General features: G+C 68.5%; 19 protein-coding genes. 7 read left to right on the top strand and 12 right to left on the bottom strand.

Annotation, left to right across the window (positions count from 1 at the left end; all coding sequences use genetic code 11):
- Nucleotides 1–8: 8 nt before the first annotated feature.
- Both argS and radC read right to left on the bottom strand, forming a co-directional pair.
- Entirely contained in the window at nt 9–1,697 is a 1,689-nt protein-coding gene (gene argS, locus HDC96_RS13335; RefSeq protein WP_176990952.1) for an arginine--tRNA ligase, read from the bottom strand.
- 102 nt (nt 1,698–1,799) lie between these two features.
- The gene (gene radC / locus HDC96_RS13330; RefSeq protein WP_179460430.1) at nt 1,800–2,489 is read right to left on the bottom strand and encodes a DNA repair protein RadC; all 690 of its coding nucleotides are present in this window, start codon (nt 2,487–2,489) and stop codon (nt 1,800–1,802) included.
- A gap of 194 nt (nt 2,490–2,683) precedes the next feature.
- On the opposite strand from radC, the gene coaBC reads away from it, so the two are divergent.
- The 3 genes from coaBC to HDC96_RS13315 are packed head-to-tail and all read left to right on the top strand — an operon-like array spanning nt 2,684 to nt 6,768.
- Nucleotides 2,684–3,943, top strand: coding sequence for a bifunctional phosphopantothenoylcysteine decarboxylase/phosphopantothenate--cysteine ligase CoaBC (coaBC, locus tag HDC96_RS13325; RefSeq protein ID WP_179460429.1), 1,260 nt, complete (start codon nt 2,684–2,686; stop codon nt 3,941–3,943).
- Nucleotides 3,940–4,413, top strand: a complete 474-nt coding sequence (gene dut / locus HDC96_RS13320; protein WP_179460428.1) for a dUTP diphosphatase — start codon at nt 3,940–3,942, stop codon at nt 4,411–4,413. The genes coaBC and dut overlap by 4 nt, the downstream gene beginning before the upstream one ends.
- A 12-nt stretch (nt 4,414–4,425) precedes the next feature.
- Nucleotides 4,426–6,768: a phosphomannomutase/phosphoglucomutase gene (locus HDC96_RS13315; protein ID WP_179460427.1), complete on the top strand. Its 2,343-nt coding sequence runs from the start codon at nt 4,426–4,428 to the stop codon at nt 6,766–6,768.
- Nucleotides 6,769–6,989: 221 nt separating this feature from the next.
- On the opposite strand, the gene HDC96_RS13310 is transcribed toward HDC96_RS13315, so the two are convergent.
- The 8 genes from HDC96_RS13310 to pyrE form a co-directional block, all read right to left on the bottom strand.
- Nucleotides 6,990–7,709 (bottom strand): response regulator transcription factor, encoded by a 720-nt coding sequence (locus tag HDC96_RS13310; RefSeq protein WP_176987755.1) that lies wholly within the window; start codon nt 7,707–7,709, stop codon nt 6,990–6,992.
- Nucleotides 7,690–10,350 (bottom strand): sensor histidine kinase KdpD, encoded by a 2,661-nt coding sequence (locus HDC96_RS13305; protein ID WP_179460426.1) that lies wholly within the window; start codon nt 10,348–10,350, stop codon nt 7,690–7,692. The genes HDC96_RS13310 and HDC96_RS13305 overlap by 20 nt, the downstream gene beginning before the upstream one ends.
- Nucleotides 10,351–10,387: 37 nt before the next feature.
- Nucleotides 10,388–11,059, bottom strand: a complete 672-nt coding sequence (kdpC, locus tag HDC96_RS13300) for a potassium-transporting ATPase subunit KdpC (protein WP_179460425.1) — start codon at nt 11,057–11,059, stop codon at nt 10,388–10,390.
- Complete coding sequence (kdpB, locus tag HDC96_RS13295) at nt 11,056–13,107, bottom strand: potassium-transporting ATPase subunit KdpB (protein ID WP_179460424.1); 2,052 nt, start codon at nt 13,105–13,107, stop codon at nt 11,056–11,058. The genes kdpC and kdpB overlap by 4 nt, the downstream gene beginning before the upstream one ends.
- 11 nt (nt 13,108–13,118) lie before the next feature.
- Nucleotides 13,119–14,837 carry a potassium-transporting ATPase subunit KdpA gene (gene kdpA, locus HDC96_RS13290; RefSeq protein WP_179460423.1) on the bottom strand — a complete coding sequence of 573 codons (1,719 nt, stop codon included), beginning with the start codon at nt 14,835–14,837 and terminating at the stop codon, nt 13,119–13,121.
- 12 nt (nt 14,838–14,849) lie between these two features.
- Nucleotides 14,850–14,942 carry a potassium-transporting ATPase subunit F gene (locus HDC96_RS13285; protein ID WP_019183961.1) on the bottom strand — a complete coding sequence of 31 codons (93 nt, stop codon included), beginning with the start codon at nt 14,940–14,942 and terminating at the stop codon, nt 14,850–14,852.
- A gap of 235 nt (nt 14,943–15,177) precedes the next feature.
- Nucleotides 15,178–15,840: a hypothetical protein gene (locus HDC96_RS13280; protein WP_179460422.1), complete on the bottom strand. Its 663-nt coding sequence runs from the start codon at nt 15,838–15,840 to the stop codon at nt 15,178–15,180.
- A gap of 15 nt (nt 15,841–15,855) precedes the next feature.
- A complete protein-coding gene (gene pyrE / locus HDC96_RS13275; RefSeq protein ID WP_176987761.1) occupies nt 15,856–16,515 on the bottom strand; it encodes an orotate phosphoribosyltransferase in 660 nt (219 codons plus the stop codon).
- A 207-nt stretch (nt 16,516–16,722) separates the two neighbouring features.
- Between pyrE and HDC96_RS13270 the strand changes: the two genes are divergently transcribed.
- From HDC96_RS13270 to HDC96_RS13260, 3 genes are all read left to right on the top strand, one after another.
- Nucleotides 16,723–17,523 (top strand): exodeoxyribonuclease III, encoded by an 801-nt coding sequence (locus tag HDC96_RS13270; protein WP_019183958.1) that lies wholly within the window; start codon nt 16,723–16,725, stop codon nt 17,521–17,523.
- Nucleotides 17,520–18,815, top strand: a complete 1,296-nt coding sequence (locus HDC96_RS13265; protein WP_179460421.1) for an MFS transporter — start codon at nt 17,520–17,522, stop codon at nt 18,813–18,815. The genes HDC96_RS13270 and HDC96_RS13265 overlap by 4 nt, the downstream gene beginning before the upstream one ends.
- Before the next feature lie 82 nt (nt 18,816–18,897).
- On the top strand, nt 18,898–19,125 hold the full coding sequence (locus HDC96_RS13260) for a hypothetical protein (RefSeq protein ID WP_179460420.1): 228 nt from the start codon (nt 18,898–18,900) through the stop codon (nt 19,123–19,125).
- Nucleotides 19,126–19,192: 67 nt separating this feature from the next.
- Here the strand turns inward: HDC96_RS13260 and HDC96_RS13255 are convergent, their stop codons facing one another.
- Complete coding sequence (locus tag HDC96_RS13255) at nt 19,193–20,320, bottom strand: anhydro-N-acetylmuramic acid kinase (protein ID WP_179460419.1); 1,128 nt, start codon at nt 20,318–20,320, stop codon at nt 19,193–19,195.
- Between the two features lie 66 nt (nt 20,321–20,386).
- A complete protein-coding gene (locus tag HDC96_RS13250; RefSeq protein WP_179460418.1) occupies nt 20,387–21,850 on the bottom strand; it encodes a peptidoglycan DD-metalloendopeptidase family protein in 1,464 nt (487 codons plus the stop codon).
- 168 nt (nt 21,851–22,018) lie between these two features.
- Here HDC96_RS13250 and tyrS point away from each other — a divergent pair, with 168 nt between their 5' ends.
- Nucleotides 22,019–23,230 carry a tyrosine--tRNA ligase gene (tyrS, locus tag HDC96_RS13245; RefSeq protein WP_179460417.1) on the top strand — a complete coding sequence of 404 codons (1,212 nt, stop codon included), beginning with the start codon at nt 22,019–22,021 and terminating at the stop codon, nt 23,228–23,230.
- The last annotated feature ends 269 nt before the right edge of the window (nt 23,231–23,499 follow it).

Genomic DNA, 23,499 nt, shown 5'->3' with positions numbered 1-23,499 from the left:
TCCACTGCTTACATTTTTTCCGGGGCGGAAACGCCCAGGATGTTCAGACCATTGGCCAGGACCTGGCGCGCGGCGCAGGCCAGCGTCAGCTTGGCGTTGCGTTCGCTTTCGTCGGCCACCAGTACCTGCGTGCCGTGATACCACGTGTGGAAGGCGTGCGCCAATTCACGCAGATACTGCGCGATCAGGTGCGGTTCCAGCGCGAGGCCGGCCGCTTCGACGACTTCCGGGAAGCGCGACATTTCCACCATCAGCCACAGCGAGGCGTCATCGCCCAGCGAGGACAGACCGGCCAGACCCGCAGCCGGCGTGTAGCTCAGGCCCTTTTCCTGCGCCTGGCGCAGCAGGCTGCAGACGCGGGCATGCGCGTACTGCACGTAGAACACCGGATTGTCGTTGCTCTGCTGGCGGGCCAGATCGATATCGAAGGTCAGCTGCGAATCGGGCTTGCGCGCGATCAGGAACCAGCGGGTGGCATCACGGCCGGCTTCTTCGATCAGGTCGCGCAGGGTCAGGTAGCTGCCGGCACGCTTGGAGAGCTTCACTTCCTCGCCACCGCGCATCACCGTCACCATCTGGTGCAGCACGTATTCCGGCCAGCCCTTCGGGATGCCGACGTCCAGCGCCTGCAGGCCGGCACGCACGCGCGCCAGCGAACCGTGGTGGTCCGCGCCCAGCTCGGTGATCGCGCGCTCGTAGCCGCGCTGCCACTTGGAGAGGTGGTAGGCCACGTCCGGCAGGAAGTAGGTGTAGGTGCCGTCGGACTTGCGCATCACGCGGTCCTTGTCGTCACCGAAGTCGGTCGAGCGCAGCCACAGCGCGCCGCCTTCCTCATACGTATGGCCGGCCGCGTTGAGCTGGGCGACGGTCTCTTCGACCTTGCCATCCTTGTACAGCGAGCTTTCCAGGAAGTAGATGTCGAAATCCACGCCGAACGCGGCCAGGTCCTGGTTCTGCTCATTGCGCAGGTAGGCCACCGCGAAGCGACGGATCGCATCGAGGTTGTCCGGGTCGCGCTCGCCGACCACCGAGTGGCCTTCCAGTTCCACCGTGGCGCCGGCCAGGTAGGCGTTGGCCACGTCCTGGATGTAATCGCCGCGGTAGCCCGCTTCCGGCCAGCCGGCGTCGTCGGGCTTGAGGCCCTTCGCACGCGCCTGGGTGGACAGCGCCAGGTTCTCGATCTGCACGCCGGCGTCGTTGTAGTAGAACTCGCGCTTGGCGTTCCAGCCGTTCACTTCCAGCAGGCGCGCCAGGCAGTCACCGATCGCCGCCGCGCGGCCGTGGCCGACATGCAGCGGACCGGTCGGGTTGGCCGACACGTATTCCACGCCCACGGTGCGGCCGTTGCCGCTCAGGTTGTGGCCGTAATCGGCGCCTTCCTTGAGCACGCCGGCCGCTTCGCGCTGGTAGGCGCTGGGGGCGAGGTGGAAATTGATGAAGCCGGGGCCGGCGATCTCGACGCGGGCCACGTCATCGCTCTTGGGCAGCGCATCGAGCAGCGCCTGGGCCAGGGCGCGCGGGTTGCTGCGCGCCGGCTTGGCCAGCAGCATCGCGGCGTTGGTGGCGAAATCGCCGTGCTCACGGGTCTTCGGGCGTTCGACCACGAATTCCGGGGTCAGGGTATCGGCCGGCAGAGTGCCGTTGGCGCGCAAGGCTTCGATGCCTTGGCTGATCAGGGCGCGGAGGAGATTTTTCACAAGGCCTGCTTTGGGACTGGAGCGGCGGAATCGGTAATTTTAGCCCAGAAGCCAGCCCGATCCATTGAACCGGGGCCGAGCGGCGTCGTTTCCCGCGCCGGATCAGGCCGTTCCGGTGCCCATCCAACCGCGCGCGGCCATCGATACCGGGGCCCCGTCGCCGATCACGACATGGTCGAGCAGCCGGATATCCACCAGCGCCAAGGCCTGCTGTAGCAGCGTGGTGATCCGGCGGTCCTCCAGAGAGGGCTCGGCGCTGCCCGAGGGATGGTTATGGCTGACGATCACCGCCGCGGCGTTGTGCAGCAGGGCGCGGCGGACCACCTCACGCGGGTAGACCGCCGCCGCATCCACGGTTCCGCTGAACAGCTCCTCGCAGGCCAGCGTGCGGTGCTGGTTGTCCAGGAACAGCGCGGCGAACACCTCGTTGGGCCGCGCCCGCAGCCGCTGCTTGAAGTAGCGGCCTGCGGCGGCGGGGTCGCGCAGGCTTTCGCCCCGGGCCAGCTCGGCAGCCAGGTGCCGATGCGCGAGTTCCAGCCCGGCCACCAGCTTGCAGCTGCGGGCCGGCCCAAGGCCGGGCAGGGCCGCCAGCGCGCTGGCCGGCAGGTCGAGCAGGTTGCGCAGGGGGCCGTGGGACTGCAACAGAGCGCGGGCGGTTTCGACCGCATCCCGACCGCGCAGGCCTGAGCCGAGGAAAATCGCCAGTAGTTCGGCATCGGACAGGGCGCCGGCGCCTTGGGCCAGCAGTTTTTCGCGGGGACGCTCGGTGCTGGGCCAGTCTCGGATCGACATGGCTCCAGTGTCTGTGGGCGGCGGCGGATCCACCATCGGTGAACCGGGCGCCATCGTGTCGGTAAATGCAGGGCAACGTGCCACGTCCGGCGATTCCTTATGACGAAAACCTGCCTGCTTATGCCGCTGACGCATCAGGCGGTTTACGGACCATCGGGTAAGCTAATCGCCTCGGTTCGACAGGAACACCCAAGGTGGCTGACTCCCCCCAGGCTTCTCCGGCGGCCGCGCGCCCGTTGGAAGGCCAGAAGCTGTTGTTGTGCGTTGGTGGCGGGATCGCTGCCTACAAGTCGCTGGAACTGGTGCGCCGCCTGCGCGATGCCGGGGCCCAGGTGCAGGTCGCGATGACCGCCGGGGCCCAGCAGTTCGTCACCCCGCTGAGCTTCCAGGCGCTGTCCGGCCAGCCGACCCGCACCACCCTGTGGGACAGCGCGGCCGAGCAGGCGATGGGCCACATCGAGCTGGCCCGCTGGGCCGACCGCATCGTGGTCGCGCCCGCCACCGCCGATCTGCTCGCGCGCCTGGCCCACGGCCACGCCGATGACCTCGTCACCACCCTGTGCCTGGCCACCACCGCGCCGCTGACCGTGTGCCCGGCGATGAACCACCGCATGTGGCTGCACCCGGCCACCCAGGCCAACATCGGCCTGCTGCGCGAGCGTGGTGCCCAGGTGATCGGGCCGGAAGACGGTCCGTTGGCCGAAGGCGAGTCCGGCCCGGGCCGGCTCACCGAACCGCACGCGATCGTGGCCGCGCTGGCCGGGCTGCGTGCATCGGCGGCCGCCGAGCCGCCGGCCGCCAGCGAACTGAAGGGCCTGCGCGTGCTGATCAGCGCCGGCCCCACCTATGAAGACATCGATCCGGTGCGCTACGTCGGCAACCGCAGCAGCGGCAAGATGGGCTACGCGCTGGCCGCCGCCGCCGCCCGCCTGGGCGCGCAGGTGGTGCTGGTCAGCGGTCCGGTCCAGCTGGCCACGCCGGCCGGCGTGCAGCGCGTCGACGTGCGTTCGGCCGCGCAGATGCGCGAAGCGGTGCTGGGTGCGCTGCCGGCCGACATCTATATCGGTGCGGCCGCGGTGTCCGATTACACCCCGCGCCAGATCGCCCCGCAGAAGCTCAAGAAGACCGCCGGTACCCAGAGCCTGACCCTGGAACTGGTGCGTACCCCGGACATCCTGGCCGAGGTCGCCGCGCAGACCAACGCGCTCAAGCTGGTGGTCGGTTTCGCTGCCGAGACCCACGACGTGGAGAAATACGCGCGCGGCAAGCTGGTGGACAAGCGCCTGGACCTGGTGATCGCCAACCAGGTCGGGATCAGCACCGGCGGTTTCGAGAGCGATGAAAACGCGGCCACGGCCTACTGGCAGGGCGGCGAACAGGTGTTCCCCGGCACCTCCAAGGCCGTGCTGGCCGAACAACTGTTGTCCCTGATTGCCCAGAGGTTGCACGCATGACCATCGATTCCTCCCTGCAGCCGCTGCAGGTCAAGCTGCTGGACCCGCGTTTCGGCGACGAATGGCCGCTGCCGGCCTACGCCACCGAGCACAGCGCCGGGCTGGATCTACGCGCCGCGCTGGAGACCGAGCTCACCCTGCAGCCCGGTGACACCGCGCTGATTCCGAGCGGCATCGCGATCCATATCGCCGACCCGACCCTGGCCGCCGTGGTGCTGCCGCGCTCCGGCCTGGGCCATCGCCACGGCATCGTGCTGGGCAACGGCACCGGCCTGATCGACGCCGATTACCAGGGTCCGCTGCTGATCAGCGCCTGGAACCGCGGCCGCGAACCCTTCACCCTGCAGCCCGGCGATCGCATCGCCCAGCTGGTGGTGCTGCCGATTGCACGCGTCGCGCTTCAGGTAGTGGATACTTTCAGCGACAGCGCCAGGGGAACGGGTGGATTCGGCCATACCGGGGTGCGCTGACAGGGGAGCGTCATGAGCAAGGCGAAGGCGGAAGGACGGCCGCAGTGGACGACAGGGCGCTCGGTGCCGCTGTTGGCCGTGCTGCTGGTGCTGTTGGCGGTCTGGTTCGGGTGGAGCGGTGTGCGCCAATGGCGCCAGGCCGCCGTGGGTGCCGAGCTTGAGCAGTCGCGCGACCGTGTGGTCGAGGGCCTGCAGACGGCGCTGACCGGGCAGCTCGGTAAAATGGCCACGCTGCTCAAGACCGAGCGCGTTGCCAGCGCGCTGGCCAGCGGCAACGCGCAGGCTGCCGCCGTCGCCATCCGCGAAGGCTGGCCGGGCGTGGAGGACGTCCAGATCCTCACCGCCGATCTGGATGCGGCCTACGCCGATCCGAAGGCCTTCGGTTACTCGCGCCTGGCGCTGCTCGAAGCGGCCATCGCCGATGACGCGTCGGTCGCCCGCGTAGTGCGTGATGCAGGCGGTCAACGTCTCGGCCTGGCAGCGGCGGTCGATCTCGGCCCGCAGGGCCCGGCCGTCGTCTATATCCGCCAGCCACTGCTGCGCCTGACCGGCGTGTTCGACCAGGTCGCCGTGCCGGGCGACGGTTACCTCGCCCTGCGCCAGGGCAGCCACAACGTCGTCGAACAGGGCAGCCGTGAGCTGTCCGGCGGCGCCGAAGCGCTGGCGCGTCCGATCGGGCGCAGTGGGCTGCGTCTGTCCGCCGCCGTGCCGGATATCGATCCGGGCCCGTTGGGACTGGGTGCGATTCCCAGTGCGATCGTCGCTGTGTTGCTGCTGCTGATCGCCGTGCTGCTGGTGCTGGGCAAGGGCAAGGTGCCCCTGCCGCGCCGCCGCGGTGCCGCCGAGAGTGCCACCGACGCCGGCCCGACCCTGAGCGAAAGCCTGGCCCAGGTCCCGCTGGCGGCGGCCGCCGTCGAGCGCGTTGACGACGCAGCGGCGCCACCGCCCTCCGTCCCGGGCGAGGAGGTCGCCGCCGGCATCTTCCGCGCGTACGACATCCGCGGCGTGGTCGGCCGCGAGCTCACCCCGAAGGTCGCCGCCCTGATCGGCCAGGCGATCGGCTCGGTGCTGCAGGTCCAGGGCCTGCGCGACATCGTGGTCGGCCGCGATGGCCGTCTCTCCGGCCCCGAGCTCACCGCCGGGCTGATCGAAGGCCTGCGCCGCGCCGGTTGCAACGTCACCGATATCGGCCTGGCGCCGACACCCGTGGTGTACTTCGCCAGTTACCACCTGCGCGCGGGCAGTTGCGTGGCGGTGACCGGCAGTCACAACCCGCCCGACTACAACGGCTTCAAGATCGTGGTCGGTGGCGAAACGCTGTCCGGCGATGCGATCACCGAGCTGTACCACCGGATCCGCGATGGCCAGTTGCACGTGGCGTCCGAGCCGGGCAGCTTCCAGACCCGCGAGGTCAACGCCGATTACATCCAGCGCATTGCCGATGACGTGCAGCTGGACCGCCCGCTCAAGGTGGTCGCCGATGCAGGCAACGGCGTGGCCGGTGAGCTCGCCCAGCCGCTGCTGGAGGCGATCGGTGCCGAAGTGATTCCGCTGTACTGCGATGTGGACGGCACCTTCCCCAACCACCATCCGGACCCGAGCGATCCGGACAATCTCGAAGACCTGATCCAGACCGTGAAGCGCTTCGATGCGGATCTCGGCCTGGCTTTCGATGGCGACGGCGACCGCCTCGGCGTGGTCACCCGCGAAGGCAAGATCATCTACGCGGATCGTCTGTTGATGCTGTTCGCCGCCGACGTGCTGATGCGCAACCCGGGCGCGCTGGTGATCTACGACGTGAAGTGCAGTGGCAAGCTGTCCGACTACGTGCTGCGCAACGGCGGCAGCCCGCTGATGTGGAAGACCGGCCATTCGCTGATGAAGGCGAAGATGCGCGAGACCGACGCCGAGCTGGCGGGTGAGATGAGCGGGCACTTCTTCTTCAAGGAACGCTGGTTCGGTTTCGACGACGGCCTGTACGCCGCCGCGCGCCTGCTGGAGATCCTGGCCCAGCGCGAGGAGACGCCGTCGGAGGTGCTCGACGAGTTGCCCGACAGCGTGTCCACCCCGGAGCTGAAGGTGCCGGTCGACGCGGGTACGCCGCATGCCCTGGTGTCGTTGTTCGTGTCGTCGGTGCAGGTGGAGGACTCGCCGTTCGCCGGCGCGCGCCTGTCCACCATCGACGGCCTGCGTGCCGACTTCCCCGACGGCTGGGGCCTGGTGCGGGCGTCGAACACCACTCCGGTCCTGGTGCTGCGTTTCGAGGCCGATGACGAGGCCGCGCTGGAGCGCATCAAGGACCTGTTCCGCGCGCAGCTGCAGCCGCTGCTGCCGGGCGCGGAGCTGGGCTTCTGATGGGGTGGGTACCGACCAACGGTCGGTACCTACCGCAGCGATCAGCGGTAGTGCCTGCCCTGGCGATCAGCGGTAGTGCCGGCCGCTGGCCGGCTCTTCGCATTCCTTGAACGTTACGTGGAGCCGGCCAGCGGCCGGCACTACCGTGCATCCACGCCACGCGCATGGACATCCACGCCATGCACCCCGTGTAGATCCACGCCATGCGTGGATGCCTTTGATCAGCCCTTGAACCGCAGACCCACGCCGGGCTCGGTGAACAGATACCGGGAATCCAGCGCCGAATCACCCAGCTTGTGGCGCAATTTGCCGACCAGGATGCGCAGGTAATGCGTATCGTGCTGGTGCGTCGGCCCCCAGATGTCCTGCAGGATCTGCGGCTGGGTCACCACCCGCCCGGCATTGCGCAGCAGCAGTGACAACAGCGCGTACTCCTTGCGCGTCAGCGCCACCGGCGCACCGTCCAGCATCACCTCGCGCCGCACCAGGTCGATATGCAGGTGCCCATCGTCGAACTGCGGCAGCACGCCCTCGCTGGACACCGTGCGCGAGCGCAGCAGCCCGCGCACGCGCGCCATCAGCTCCTGCGTGCCGAACGGCTTGGTCACGTAGTCGTTGGCGCCGGCATCCAGCGCCCGTACCTTCTCGGTCTCGCTGGCACGCACGGTCAGCATGATCACCGGCACCTGGCTCCACTGGCGCAGTTCACCCAGCACCTCATGGCCTTCCATGTCGGGCAGGCCGATATCCAGGATGACCAGGTCCGCCCCTTCGCCGACCAGCGCTTCCAGCCCGGCCTGGCCGGTCGCGGCCTGGGACACGCGGTAGCCCTGCGCGCGCAGGCTGATCTCCAGGAAGCGCCGGATCTGCGCTTCATCATCGATCACCAGCACGCGCGCCGGGGGCACGCCGTGGGAAGCCTCAGGAATCGTCGTTGTCATCGGCAGGGTGGGGATGCAGCAGGGGCAGGGTGATGCGGATCAGGGTACCGCGTCCGTCGCGCCCCGGCAGCGCCTGCACGCTGCCGCCATGCGCGCCGATCATGCCCTGGCAGATGGTCAGGCCCAGCCCGGTGCCGTGCCGGCCCCGGTCGCCGCGCTCCACGCTGTAGAACATGTCGAAGATGCGTGCCCGCTCTTCGTCGGGAATCCCGGGGCCGGCGTCGAGCACATCGATGCGCAGCTCGCCTTCGACCAGCCGCGCCTGTACTTCCACTGCCGCGCCTGGGGGGGAGAATTTGGCCGCGTTCTCCATCACGTTGAACACGGCCTGTTCGACCAGCGCCGGATGCACCCAGATCGGGGCCAGCGCAGCCGGAATATCCAGCTTGAGCAGCACATCGGGCTGATAGCGCTGCAGGCGGCGCGCGGCCGAGCCGACCAGCTCATCCACGCCGATCCAGTCGCGGTTGATCTGCAGGCCGTCATGGCCGAGCCGGGTCATGTCCAGCAGGTTCTGGATGTAGCGGTCCAGGCGCTCGCCTTCGACCAGGATGGTGTCCAGCAGGGCGCGGCGGTCGCTGGCATCCATCGCATCGGCATAGCTGGAGAGGCTGTCGGCCGAGCCGATCATCGCCGCCAGTGGCGAGCGCAGGTCGTGCGAGACCGAGGACAGCAACGCCGAACGCAGCCGCTCGGTCTCGTTGCTCACATGCGCTTTCTCCAGATCGGCCACCAGCTGGGTGCGCAGCGCAGCCTGGGCGATATCGTCCACCATCGCCTCGGCCAGCTGGCGCTGCTCGGGCGTCAACCGTGGGGCCTCGCGCGGGAAGCGCATGCCGGCCACGCCGATCGCGCGGTCGTCGCCGTCCAGCAGTGGCAGGAACCACCAGCCGGCGCCGGCCAGTGTGTCGGTGAAGCGCCCGCTTGGCTGCCCATGCCGGTGCGCCCAGTCGGCGGCGGCCAGATCGGTGTCGCCCGGTGCGGCGCTGCCGCTGGCGCTGGTGTACTGCCCGATGCGCAGCCACGCCGGCGCATCCATCGCCTGTTCCAGCGCTTCGCGGCCGGCCTGCGCGACCTGCTCGTTGCTGGGCGCACTGGCCAGCTGCCGGCCCAGTGCCTGGCGCGCATGCGCGTGCCGGTTGGCCGCGCGCAATGCCACCACCTGCATGCGCAGGCGCGAGGCCAGCCGTCCTGCCACCAACGCGGCCGCCAGGAACAGAAAGACCGTGATCACGCCCTGGCGCGCGCTGATCGCGAAGGTGAAGCGCGGCGCGATGAAGAAGAAGTTGTAGGCCAGGAAGCACAGGGCGGCCGCGATCACCGCCGCACTGGTGCGGCTGCGCGCGGCGACCATCACCACCGCCACGATGAACACCATCGAGAGGTCGTACAGCCCGATCCAGCGCTCGGCCACCAGCGCCACCAGGCACGCGGCCGCGGTGGCGCCCAGCGCCAGCAGCGCATCCTTGCCGGCACTGCGGCTGGGAAGGGACAGCCCGGACCGGCGTGACCGCGCGCGCGCCTGCGGCGTGCCGATGATGGTGATCTCCAGATGCGCGCCGCGCCGGATCAGCTGCTGGGTCAGCGTGCGGTTGAGCATGCGCGCCAGCGGGCGCTCCCGCGTGCGGCCCAGCACCAGCGTGGACACGCCATTGTGTGCGGCATGGTCGAGCAGGGCATCGGCAATGCTGGAGCCATGCAGCAGTTCGGCCTCGCCCCCGAGGCGCCGGGCGAGGGCGAAGGCGGCATCGATCTCGCGCCGGGTCTGCTCGTCATGCGCGCGTGCCTGCACCGTCACCACCGTCCACGGCGCATCCCGCCGCTCGGCGATGCGTCGGCCGACCCGGACCAGGTACTCGCTCTGGCCACCGCCATCGATCGCCACCAGCACACGGCGGCGCAGCGGCAGGTTGCCTTCGCCGCGCGCGGCGCGGGTCTCGCGCAGGCTGCTGTCCACGCGGTCGGCCGCTTCCTGCATGGCCAGCTCGCGCAGCGCGGTCAGGTTGGCCGGCGAGAAGAACGCCTGCAGCGCCTGCGCGGCCTGTTCGGGCACGTAGACCTTGCCCTGCTGCAGCCGCTCGATCAACTCGCGCGGCGGGAGGTCCACCAGCACGATGTCATGCAGGCGGTCGAGCACCGCATCGGGCACTGTCTCGCTGACCCGCACGCCGGTGATGCGCATGACCACGTCATTGAGGCTCTCCAGATGCTGGATGTTGACCGTGGTCCACACGTCGATGCCGGCATCGAGCAGCTCCATCACGTCCTGCCAGCGCCGCTCATGGCGACTGCCCGGTACGTTGCGGTGCGCCAGCTCGTCGACCAGCACCAGCGCCGGGCGACGCGCCAGCACCGCATCCAGGTCCATCTCGTCCAGCGCGTGCTGTTGATACTCGCGCTGCAGCAGCGGCACCTGAGGCAGCCCCGCCAGCAGCGCCGAGGTCTCGGCGCGGCCGTGGGTTTCCACCAGCCCGATCACCACGTCCACGCCGCGGCGCAGTTGCTCATGCGCGCGGGTGAGCATGCTGAAGGTCTTGCCCACACCGGGGGCCGCACCCAGGAATACGGTGAGCTTGCCGCCGGCTTCGCGCTGCAGGGTGTCGACCAGGGCATCGGCCTGGCGGGTACGGGAGTCGCTCATGGGCGGGGATTGTGCGCCCGGGACGGTACGCAGCGCATCAATGCTCCCCGTCGCGCCGCGTGCCGCCCGGCTGCCCGTCCTGTGTATCCAACGCCAGGTTCAACGTCATCACGTTCACCCGTGGCTGCCCGAACACGCCCCACTGCGGGCCCAGCGTATGCGCCTTGACCAGCGCCGCCACCTGGTCAACCGGCAGCCCACGGCTGCGCGCCACGCGCGCGATCTGCACCTGCGCCGCCGCCGGCGACAGCTCCGGATCCATGCCCGCGCCGGACTGGGTGACCAGATCGCCGGGCACCTGCGCCGGCGTCACCCCTTCGCGTGCGGCCACCGCGGTGATGCTGGCCTGCACGCGTTCCTGCAGGGCCGGGTTGCTGCGCGCCATGTTGCTGCCGGCGGCCGCCATCGGGTCGTAGTTGGCCGCCGACGGTCGCGCCTGGAAGTAGCCATCACCGACGAACGGTTGCGCGATGAGCATCGAGCCGCGTACCTGCCCATCGCGGAGCAGCAGGCTGCCATCGGCCTGCGCCGGAAACAGCACCCGGCTCACGCTGGTGGTGGCCACGGCATAGGCCAGGCCGAGCAGCAGCAGGCTGCTCGCGCCGAGCACGAGGGCCGGGCGCCAGCTGCTGTCCTGCTGCAGGTGGGTGGAGGCGGCAGCGCGGCCGCGCGCCGGACGGGGAACAGAGGTAGCAAGCGAGCGGTTCATGCGCCGAACACCGAGACAAGGAAGAGGTCGATCAATTTGATGGCCGCGAACGGCAGCAACACGCCGCCCAGCCCGTACACCAGCATGTTCCGGCGCAGCAGCGCGGTCGCCGTGGCCGGGCGGAAGCGCACGCCGCGCAGCGCCAGCGGGATCAGTGCCGGAATCACCAGAGCATTGAAGATCAGCGCCGCCAGCACCGCATTGCGCGGGCTGGACAGGTGCATCACGTTCAGCGCCGCCATCGCCGGCAGGGTCGAAGCGAACAGTGCCGGCAGGATCGCGAAATACTTGGAGACGTCGTTGGCCAGCGAGAAGGTGGTCAGCGCACCGCGCGTGATCAGCTGCTGCTTGCCCACTTCAACGACCGCCAGCAGCTTGGCCGGATCCGAATCCAGATCGACCATGTTGCCGGCTTCCTTGGCGGCCTGGGTACCGGAGTTCATCGCCAGGCCGATGTCGGCCTGGGCCAGTGCCGGGGCATCGTTGGTGCCGTCGCCGACCATCGCGACCAAGCGGCCGCCGGCCTGCTCGGCGCGGATGCGGGCGAGCTTGTCTTCCGGGCGGGCCTCGGCGATGTAGTCGTCCACACCGGCCTCGGCCGCGATCGCGGCGGCGGTCAGCGGGTTGTCGCCGGTGATCATCACCGTGCGGATGCCCATTGCCCGCAGCTGCGCGAACTTCTCGCGCATGCCGTGCTTGACCACGTCCGACAGCTCGATCACGCCCAGCACGTGGCGGCCCTCGCACACCACCAGCGGGGTCGCGCCGTTGCGTGCCACCTGTTCCACGCGCCCCGCCAGCTCCGACGGCACCGTGCCGCCCAGCTCACGCACGTACGCGGTGATCGCATCGGAGGCGCCCTTGCGGATGCGGCGGCCGCCGTCCAGATCGACGCCGGACATGCGGGTCTGCGCAGTGAAGGCCAGATAGTCCGCGCGGTCCGGCTCGGCGGTGGTGCAGCCCTGCTCACGCGCCAGCCGCACCACCGACTTGCCTTCCGGGGTCGGGTCGGCCAAGGAGGACAGCAGCGCCGCCTCGCGCAGCTGGCTGGCATCGATACCGGCCAGTGCATGGAAATGCGTGGCCTGGCGGTCGCCGTAGGTGATGGTGCCGGTCTTGTCGAGCAGCAGCACGTCCACGTCGCCGGCCACTTCCACCGCCTTGCCGGATTTCGCCAGCACGTTGGCAGCCAGGGCGCGGTTCATGCCGGCGATGCCGATGGCCGGCAGCAGCCCACCGATGGTGGTGGGGATCAGGCACACCAGCAGCGCGATCAGCAGCAGCGGATCGACCCGCACGCCAACGAACGCACCGATCGCCGGCAGCGTCGCCACCACCACCAGGAAGGTCAGCGTCATCGCCGCCAACAGCAGGGTCAGGGCGACCTCGTTCGGGGTCTTCTGGCGGTTCGCGCCTTCGACCAGCGCGATCATCCGGTCCAGGAAGCTGTGCCCCGGCTCGGCGGTGATGCGCACGATGATCTGGTCGGAGAGCACCTTGGTGCCGCCGATCACGCCACTGCGGTCGGTGCCGGCCTCGCGCAGCACGGGCGCCGATTCACCGGTCACCGCGGCTTCGTTGATGGTGGCCAGGCCCTGCACGATCTCGCCATCGGCCGGAATCAGCTCGCCGGCACTGACGATCACATGGTCGCCCGGGCGCAGCTCGGCGGCCGGCACCTGGGTCTCACTGGCGCCGGCATGCGCGGCGGCCAGCCGACGCGCGCTGAGGTCCTGGCGGGCACGCCGCAGAGAGGCCGCCTGGCCACGGCCACGCGCTTCGGCCACGGCCTCGGCGAAGTTGCCGAACAACACGGTCAGCAGCAGGATCGCGGTGACCGCCAGGCCGAAGCCCAGCGGTGCGTTGCCGGTCAGCGTGACCAGCGCACTGACCACGGTGCCGGCCATCACCACGGCCATCACCGGGCTGTGCAGCAGATGCCGCGGCGAGAGCTTGATGACCGCATCGCGCAGGGCGCGGCGCCAGCCGGCGCCATCGAGCAGGCGCTGGCGGCGGTGGGAAGAAACGTTCAACGGATACGTACTCATGGAAGGAGGTCTCAGTGCTGCGTCAGCGACAGGTGGTCGGCGACCGGGCCCAGCACCAGCGCCGGCATGAACTGCAATACGGTGAGGATCACGATCAGCGCGATCAGGGTCAGCGCGAAGGTCGGGGTTTCGATCTGCAGCGTGCCGGCCGATTCCGGCGCCCGCCGCTTGGCCGCCAGCTGCGCGGCCACGATCAACGGAATCACCAGCACCGGGTAGCGGCCCAGCAGCAGCACCAGGGTGCAGCTCAGGTTCCACCACACCGTGCCATCGCCGAGGCCTTCAAAGCCCGAGCCGTTGTTGGCGAACGCCGAGGTGTACTCGTAGAACACCTGGCTGATGCCATGGAAGCCGGGGTTGGAGGTGCCGGTGATCGAGGGGATTGCCAGGGTCAGCGCGGTGAAGCCCAGGAGGGTGATCGGCTGCAACAGCACCAGCAGCGCGAGCAGGCGCACCTGCGGCGTCTCCAGCTTGCGACCGAACAGTTCCGGGGTACGGCCGGTCATCAGCCCGGCCAGGAACACGCCCAGCAGCAGGTACACGAAGAACTGCTGCAGGCCGCAGCCGATGCCGCCCCAGATCGCACTGATCAACATGTTGACCATCGGTACGGCGCCGGCCAGCGGGCTGAGCGAGTCGTGCATGCCGTTGACCGAGCCGTTCGACACCTGCGTGGTGATCGCCGCCCACAAACCGGTGGCATCGGCACCGAAGCGCACTTCCTTGCCTTCCATCAGCAGCGGGCTGGCGGCGGTAGCAGAATGGCCTTCCAGCCACACCGCGGCCGCGACCGACACACTGGACATCGTCAGCATGCAGCCGAACACCAGCCCGGCCAGGCGCCTGCGCCCGGTGAACGCGCCCAGCATGAAGATCACGCTGATCGGGATCAGCAGGATGCCGATCAGTTCCAGCGCGTTGGACACCGGGGTCGGGTTCTCCAGCGGCATGCTGCTGTTGGGACCGTACCAGCCGCCGCCATTGGCGCCGAGCTGCTTGGCCGCGACCATCGCCGCGACGGGGCCGAGCGGCAGCTTCTGCGTCTCCATGCCGGCCGCGGCATCGATCGGCGTCGCCTGCGGACCGGCCGCCAGCGTCGAGGGCACGCCCTGGCTGGTCAACAGCAGCGCCCACAGCAGGCACAGCGGCAGCATGAAGCGCACGCAGGCGCGCACCACGTCGGCGTAGTAGTTGCCCACATCGACACGGCGGTCCGCGCTGAGCAGGACCGCCTGTTCGGCCGGCACGTCCTCGGGACGCGCGCCGAACAGCGCACGCAGAGTCGCCACCGCAAGTGCCAGACCCATCATCGGCGTCACCACCTGCAGGCCGGTGATCGCGGTCATCTGCGCGAAGTAGGACAGCTGCGCCTGGCCCGAATAGTGCTGCTGGTTGGTGTTGGTCAGGAACGACACCATCGTGTGCAGCGCGGTATCCCAGCGCATGTTGGGGATCTGGTCGGGATTGAACGGCAGCCAGGCCTGGGTCATGAAGACCGTCTGCACCAGCACTGCGATCACGACGTTGCTGAGCAGGAAGGCGCCCACGTAGCCACGCCAGGACATGCCGCGCCCCGGGTTCACCCCGAGCAGCCGGTACAGCGGTTTTTCAATCCACCCGAACAGCGCGTCGCCGCGCATCGGGGCACCGCGCATCACCCGGGCCAGGTACAGCCCAAGCGGAAAGGCCAGCACGATGCTGGCCAGCAGGATCAACAGGATCTCGGTCATGGTCGGCTCCGGTCAGAAGGTTTCGGGCCGAAGCACGACGTAGAGCAGGTAAGCGGCGGCAACGAGCACCAGCACGCCGCACAGCAGGGAAAGCCAGGCAGACATGGTCGTGGCCTCAAACGCGGGAAAGGGAGCGCGCGGTGCAAGGGGCACCGGCGGGGAAGACAGGCAGATACAGGCTCATGGGACGTCCAGGTGGAACCACTCCACATCAGGCGCTCATGGTCTGCCTGCCCGGCATAAACGTTCCACGCCCGAAACCGGCGCCCCGCGTAAAAAGTCCATAAAAAAAGGCGACCCCCAGGGCCGCCTTCGTTTCAACGCCATCGCACAGCCGCCATTACCCGCGCGGATCGCTCCCCACGCCCTTCAGCAGCCGATAGCGCTGCAGCGTGCTCTCGATCTCCACGTCCAGCGCCCGGCGCTGCTGCTCGAACGAGGCCTGCATGCGTCGCTGCGTGACCAGCTCGGCATGCCGGGCGCGGATGCGCTCGGCCTGCTTGTCCGACACCGGCTGCCCATCCAGTTCGCGGTTGCCCGCACCGGCCAGCAGGGTGACCAGCGCATCACGCACGCTGGCCACGTTGTAACTGGCGGTATGGATGTTGTTGTCCAGGATGCCGCTGCGCTCGGCGAACACCCGGCGCAGGTCGTCCTCACTCTCGTACGTGGCCAGCATCGCCTGCTCGGTACGCTGGCGGGTCTGCTCGGCGGCCACGTCCAGGCGCTGCTGCGTGGCCTGCGCCGCGGCATCGGCGCGTTCCTCGTCGGTCAACGCGCGCTGCACTTCGCCACTGCGCATGCCGCTGCGCAGGTTGAACTCCTCGCGTGCGTTGTTCACCGCCTCCTGGGGCAGCGCATCACTGCAGATACGTTCGCTGCCCTTGTTCCAGCAGTACAGCTTCTTCGGCGTCGCGTCGGCCGTGCGCTTCTGCGCGTGGGCAGGCAACAGCGGCACGGCCAACAGCAGGCCGACAACGGTGAACGTGGCAAACCTGGACATGAAAGCCCCCTGCTCTCAACGCGTAGGACGGCTGCCGTAGCGGGAACGATAGTCCTCCAGCGGCTGCCGGTAGCCGACAAGTTCCGGATTTCCGGAGGCAAAATCAAGCAGGTCGGCCAGCGTAGCCACCGCGACCACCGGAATCCCGGCTTCTTCGGCCACGGCCTGCGCGGCGGAACGGGGGTCGGTCTCCGAGGCGATCTCCTGGCGGTCCAGGGCCACCACGATGCCGGCCGGGGTGCCGCCGGCGCCCTTGATGATCGCCAGCGCTTCGCGGATCGCGGTGCCGGCGGTGATCACGTCGTCGACGATGAGCACGCGCTTGCCGTTCATGTCCGCGCCGATCAGGTTGCCGCCTTCGCCGTGGTCCTTGGCTTCCTTGCGGTTGAACGACAGCGGCAGGTCGCGGCCGCGCTGGGCGAATTCACAGGCGGTCGCAGTGGCCAGCGGGATGCCCTTGTAGGCCGGGCCGAACACGACGTCGAACTTCAGCCCGGTGGCTTCCACGGCATCGGCGTAGCAGGCCGCCAGCTGGGACATGCGCGCGCCGGAATCGAACCGGCCGGCATTGAAGAAATAGGGGCTCAGACGGCCGGACTTCAGGGTGAACTGGCCGAAACGCAGGGCATCGGCGGTCAGGGCCAGTTGCAGGAAACGGTGGCGATGGTCGCTCATCAAGACTCAATTCAATTCATTTGGAGCGCAAATCCTAATGCATGTCTGCATTTTTCGGCTCGCCGGGCCCTGCGGCCCTCTGTCGCACGGGCTTGCGAGACGGTTCCGGCAGGCACCCGGAGGCGGCAACCGCGTCCGTTTCCAGCCAGCCCCTGCGAGGGCCGAAACGGTATGCTCTTGCCGGTATCGTTCCAGACCCGGGTCAGCATGCGCATCATCAGTTTCAACGCCAATGGCATCCGTTCCGCCGCCACCAAGGGCTTCCTCGAGTGGTTCCGCGCCCAGGACGCCGATGTCCTGTGCATCCAGGAAACCAAGGCCCAGGAAGACCAGCTGACCGACCCGATGTTCCGCCCGGACGGCCACCACTGCTTCTACCGCGACGCCATCACCAAGAAGGGCTACAGCGGCGTGGCGATCTACAGCAAGCGCGAGCCGGACCAGGTGATCACCTCGCTGGGCTGGGCCCCGTTCGACGATGAAGGCCGCTACATCGAGGCCCGCTACGGCAATCTCAGCGTCGTCTCCTTCTATATCCCCTCGGGCAGTTCGGGCGACCTGCGCCAGGGCTTCAAGTACGAAGTGATGGAATGGCTGCGCCCGATCCTGGCCGGCTGGCTGGCCAGCGGCCGCGACTACGTGCTGTGCGGCGACTGGAACATCGTGCGCTCCGCGCTGGACATCAAGAACTGGAAGTCCAACCAGAAGAACTCCGGCTGCCTGCCGCCCGAGCGCGACTGGCTCAACGGCCAGTGCGTGGACGCCGACCAGGCGCTGGATATCGCCGCCGGCCAGGGTTGGACGGATGCCTACCGCCTGCTGCACCCGCAGGGCGAGGACTACACGTGGTGGAGCAACCGCGGCCAGGCCCGCGCGAACAACGTGGGGTGGCGCATCGACTACCAGTTCGTCAGCCCCGGCCTGCGCGACCGCCTGCGCAGCTGCTCGGTCTACCGCGATGAGCGCTTCTCCGACCATGCCCCGTTCACGGTGGACTACGCCCCATGAGTGAGGCGGTCGCGCCGGTGTCCTACAAGGGCTGGGCCGGGATCAAGCGCGCCTTCGGTACGCCCTCGGCGCTGACGATGGCCTTCCTGGGCTTCGGCAGCGGCCTGCCGTTCCTGCTGATCGCTTCGCAGACCCTGTCCACCCGCCTGCGCGATGTGGGTCTGGACCTGAAGAGCATCGGGCTGATCAGCCTGGCCAGCTTCTTCTACCTGATGAAGTTCGTCTGGGCACCGTTGATTGACCGCTACGCCTTCCCGCTGGTCAGCGCGCTCGGCCGCCGCCGCTCCTGGCTGCTGGCCTCGCAGATCGGCGTCACCGGCGGGCTGTTCGCGCTTGCCTTCGTCCGTCCCGAGCTCGGCGTCACCCCGCTGGTGCTGTGGGTGCTGGTGGCCTCCTTCGCCGGTGCCACCCAGGATTCGGTGGTCGATGCCTACCGCATCGAGATCGCCCCGGAGAGCGCGCAGGCGGCGTTGGCCGCCACGTACACGCTGGGCTACCGCATCGGCCTGATCCTGGCCGGCGCGGGCGCGCTCTACCTGGCGCAGTTCGAAGGCTGGATCGTGGCCTACCTGGCCATGGCCTCGCTGATGCTGCTGCCCATCATCACCACGCTGGTCTGCCGCGAACCGGTCCAGCCGGAAGTGCGCATCCAGCGCCGCATCGATTTCTTCGGCGCGTTCTGGCAGCCCATCAGCAGCTTCTTCAGCGCCAATGGCGTGGCGCTGGCACTGGCGCTGCTGGCGTTCGTGGGGCTCTACAAATTCCCCGACCAGGTGATCGGGGTGATGTCCGGTCCGTTCTATCTGGATTCGGGCTTCACCAAGGCCGATATCGCCACCGTCTCCAAGCTGTTCGGCGTGTGGATGGGCATCGGCGGGGCGTTCCTCGGCGGCATCGCGGTGGCCGCGTTCGGCTTCCGCCGCATGCTGCTGGTCGCCGCGCTGGGCGTGGCGCTGTCCAACCTGGCGTTCCTGCTGATGGCGCACAACCCGGGCCAGCTATGGGCGTTCTACGCGGCGCTGAGCGCGGACAACCTGTTCCAGGGCTTTGCCGGTACGGTGCTGGTCGCCTTCATGTCGTCGCTGACCGACCGCAACTTCACCGCCACCCAATACGCGCTGCTGGTCTCGCTGGCCAACCTGCCGGGCAAGTTCGTCGGCGGTGTCTCGGGCTACATCGTCGAAGCGAGCTCCTACAGCACCTTTTTCATTCTTAGTGCCACCACGGTCATCCCGACCCTGCTGCTGCTGATCTGGCTGTGGCCGCGGATCCGGGACCGCAGCGCGGCATAAGCGGTTTGCGTGCCGGCAGGGCCTGATGGATCATGCCGGGCACAACGGCCGTGGGGACGGCATCACGCCAACGGGGAGAACGATGGCTGATCTACTGCTGCGGGATGTGGACCCGCTGTTGCTGGAACGTATCCGCCGGATCGCGGTCGCCCGCGGCTGGACCCGCGAGGACACCTGCATGGCGCTGCTGGAACAGGGCCTGTTCGCCAGCGAACTGGAGGTCCGCAGCGGCTTCCACGATCCCGAGGTCGACGCGCTGGCCGCTGCCATCGCGGCCCTGCAGGCGTTGCCGGACGCGCAGGGGCTGTAACGGCGGCAAGCACCGACCGGCGCATCGGCGAGCACAGCCGCCGGGCAGCGCCCGCCGCCGTGGCCCCTCAGGCCGGGTGGATCGCCCCGAGAATCCGCGGTCCCCGCGCGCCACTCACGCTCGGCAGGTTGCCGGGCAATCCGGCCAGGGTGCGCTGCGCCAGCCACGCGAATCCCATCGCCTCCAGGTAATCCGGATCCAGCCCGTGCACCGCGCTGGATTCGATCACCACGCCCGGCAGCCGCGCACGCAGGCGCCGCAGCAGCTGCGGATTGCGCACGCCACCGCCGCAGACCAGTACCCGCGTCGCGCCCGGCAGATGCGCCAGCAGTGCATCGGCCACCGTCGCGGCGGTCAGCTCCAGCAGGGTCGCCTGAACGTCCGCGCCGGAGACCTGCCCCTCGCCCAGCTGCGCCTGCGCCCAATCCAGGTGGAACTGCTCGCGGCCGGTGCTCTTCGGCGGCGGCAGCGCGAACCAGGGATCGGCCAACCAGCGGGCCAGCAGCGCCGCATCGACCTGGCCACTGGCCGCGAACGCGCCCTCGGCATCGAACGGTTCGCCGCGATGGCGCTGGCACCAGGCATCCATCAGCGCATTGGCCGGGCCGGTATCGAAGCCGCGCGGTGTCCCGTCGCGCGGGATCAGGGTGAGATTGCCGATGCCGCCCAGGTTGAGCACTGCGCGGTCTTCATCGCTGTCGCCCAGCATCGCCAGGTGGAAGGCCGGCATCAGCGGCGCGCCATGGCCGCCGGCGGCGACGTCGCGGCGGCGGAAATCGGCCACGGTGGTGATGCCGGTCAGTTCGGCGATGCGGTTGGCGTCGCCGATCTGCATCGTGAAGGCGGGGTCGGCCAGCGGCCGGTGGCGCACAGTCTGCCCATGCGAGCCGATCGCGTGGACTTGGGTGCGGTCGACCCGCGCGCTGTCCAGCAGGCGATTGGCGGCCGCGGCGAAGGTCATCCCGACCTGGGCATCGAGCCGGCCGAGCGCGTCCAATGAGGTGATGGTGCCGCCCTCTCCGAGCGCGATCAGCTCGGCGCGGATCGCCGGATCCCAGTCGTGGGTCAGGCCTTCGACAAAGCGGCAGCCGCCCTCGGCGGGGAACTGCACCAGCGCGGCATCGATGCCGTCGGCGCTGGTGCCGGACATCAGGCCCAGGTAGAGCGGGGTAGTGGGATCAACAGCTGAGGTCATGGCCAGGCGGTCCAACGGGTTGCGTGCAGCTTCCGCGCAACCCGTTGCCGCCGTCAATCAATGCGATCAGCCGCGGTTGGACTTGACCGGCTTGCCGGCCTTCGCCGTGGCCGTATCGGCGGCCTTGGCCTCCGGTGCCGGGCTGGCATCGGCGTAGATCAGCTTCTCCATGCCCTGGATGCGCGCCAGCGCCGGGGCGGTCTGCGCACGGAAGGCGGCCAGCTCGGCGCCCTGCAGCGGCTCCGGCGGCGGCATCGTCACCGACAGCGGGTTGCGGTGCACGCCGTTGACGCGGAATTCGTAGTGCAGGTGCGGGCCGGTGGCCAGGCCGGTCGAGCCGACGTAGCCGATCACCGTGCCCTGCGCCACGCGCTGGCCGGTCTTGATCTTGCCGAACCGCGACATGTGCCCGTACAGGGTGGTGTGGCCGCGGCCGTGGTCCAGGATCACCACGTTGCCGTAGCCGCGCTGGGTCCCGGCGAACTGCACGCGGGCATCGCCGGCGGCCATGATCGGTGTGCCGGTGCGCGCGGCGTAGTCCACGCCCTTGTGCATGCGCATCTTGCCCAGCACCGGGTGCTTGCGCGCGCCGAAGGTCGAGCTCAGGCGCGCGAACTGGATCGGCATGCGGATGAAGCTCTTCTTCAGCGGCCGGCCGCTGGCATCGAAGTACTCCGACTTGCCGTTGCGGTCGAAGCGGAAGCCGCTGTAGGTCTTGCCGCCCGAGCTGAAGGTCGCCGCGAGGATCTTGCTGGTGTCCACCTTCTCGCCTTCGCGCCAGGTCTCATCAATCACCACGCTGAAGCGGTCGCCCGGCTGCAGGTCCTTGGAGAAGTCGATGTCGTACTTGAAGATCTCGTCGGTCATCGTCGCGATCGCCGAGGGCGACAGGCCCGCCTTGCGCGCGGCGGCATACAGCGAGCTGGTGATCTCGCCACTGGCGACCACCCGGCGGGTCGAGCTCTCGCGCTTGCTCACCGTTTCGGTGATCTTGTCGCCGGCCAGGGACAGCTCCACGCGGTTGTCGGCATCGCGGTCGAAGCGGATCGTGCGCAGCTCACCGGACAGCGGCAGGTCGAAGGCGATCTCCGCACCGGGGCGCAGCTTGGTCAGCGATTCGCGCACACCCGGGTGCTCCAGCACCTGATGCATTACCGTGGCCGGGATGCCGGCCTGGTCGAACAGATTGCTCAGGGTCTGGCCGCGCTGCACGCGCAGCACCTGCCAACTGTCGCCCGGGGTCTGCTGCTGGCGTTCCAGCGACAGCGGCGGCAACGGCAGCGCCAGGGTCGAATGGCTGACCGAGTAGGGCGAGTCGATGGTGTGCGAGAAGCCGGGGACGATCGTGGCCATCAGGGCGCCGATGGTGGCGAACAGGCTGGCGTGCATCCAGTGGCGGCGGGTCCAGCTCTGGTTGAAGGCCGCGGGAAGATGCTGTTTGAGCTTCCGATGGAGGGCGGTGTCGTGGAGGACGTGGAGACGTTCCTTGAAGCGCTGCTTGCGCGCGCGGCCTTGATCGGAATTGAGCATCGTCGGTCTGTTCCTGGCTGGCCCGGGAGCGCGGGCCCAAACGTCGGTAACATAGACAGGTATAAATACCGCGTCAAACCCTTGTGCCTATTGGCTTTTGTGAAGCACCTGCGGTTAACTTGTACTTAACGTCATTCATATAAATAAGGCATTGCCGGGAGTTGTCACGTGTCCTCGATTGAAGAAGCCATCGCCCTGATCGGGCGGGGCGCCGATGAGATCCTCAAATCCGACGAGCTGCGCCAGCGTCTGGAAAGCGGCCGCCCGCTGCGGGTCAAGGCCGGCTTCGACCCCACCGCCCCGGACCTGCACCTGGGCCACACCGTGCTGTTGAACAAGCTGCGCCAGTTCCAGGACCTCGGCCACCAGGTGATCTTCCTGATCGGCGACTTCACCGGGATGATCGGCGATCCCTCGGGCAAGAACGTCACCCGCAAGCCGCTCACCAAGGAAGATGTGCTGGCCAACGCGCGTACCTATGAAGACCAGGTCTTCAAGGTGCTGGATCGCGAGAAGACCGAAGTGCGCTTCAACTCGGAGTGGTTCGGCAGGATGGCCGCGGCCGACATGATCCGCCTGGCCGGCCAGCACACCGTGGCGCGCATGCTCGAGCGCGACGATTTCGCCAAGCGCTATGCCGCCCAGCAGTCCATCGCGCTGCATGAGTTCCTGTACCCGCTGGTGCAGGGCTACGACTCGGTCGCGCTGGAAGCGGACGTCGAACTCGGCGGCACCGACCAGAAGTTCAACCTGCTGATGGGCCGTGGCCTGCAGGAGCACTACGGGCAGAAGCCGCAGATCGTGCTGACCATGCCGCTGCTGGAAGGCCTGGACGGCGTGGCCAAGATGTCCAAATCGCTCAACAACTATATTGGTATCAGCGAACCGGCCATCGACATCGTCACCAAGACCATGAAGATCGGCGACGACCTGATGTGGCGCTGGATCGAGCTGCTCTCCTTTGATATCAGCCAGGCCGAGGCCAAGGCGCTGCGTGAGCAGGTCGAGGCTGGCGGGTTGAACCCGCGCGAGGTGAAGCTGCGCCTGGCGCGTGAGCTGACCACGCGCTTCCATGACGCCGCCGCGGCCGAGCAGGCCATTGCCGGCTGGAACGCCGCTGTCACCGGGCAGGGCGATGTGACCCTGCTGCCGCTGCAGGAAGTGGTCATTCCGGCCGAGGGCCTGCGTATTGGTGCCCTACTGACGGCTGCCGGCCTCACCCCGAGCAACTCCGAAGCCTCGCGTAAGCTCAAAGAGCGTGCGGTGAAGGTCGACGGCGAGGTGGTGGACGACGCCCAGCAGGTGTTCGTGCCTGGTTTCGAGGGCCTGCTGCAGGTCGGCAAGCGCACCTTTGCACGCGTGCTGCTGGTCGCCGCCTAAGCGGCACAAGGGGTTCGGCCGATCCGGACCCCTTTCAGCATGAATGGGAGGGAGGCGACGTGAAAAAATGTCACGTACCCCCTTCACAAACGGCCCCGATAGGGACATACTTTCCCTCCCCCGACGCAGGGGCCACCGCAAGGCGGCAACCGCGAAGGAACAGGACTTCAACTTCTTCGAAAGAAGGTGTTGACGGAAACGAAAAGCCTGACATAATAGGCGGCTCGCAACGACGAAAGCCTCTCGGGGCAAACGACGAAGCGGCATCG

Source organism: Stenotrophomonas sp. JAI102 (assembly GCF_013409105.1).
In the GTDB taxonomy this organism is placed as follows: Bacteria; Pseudomonadota; Gammaproteobacteria; order Xanthomonadales; family Xanthomonadaceae; genus Stenotrophomonas; species Stenotrophomonas maltophilia_AA.
Note: the sequence above shows the minus strand (reverse complement) of the source record. Positions and strands in the feature narration are given on the sequence as shown.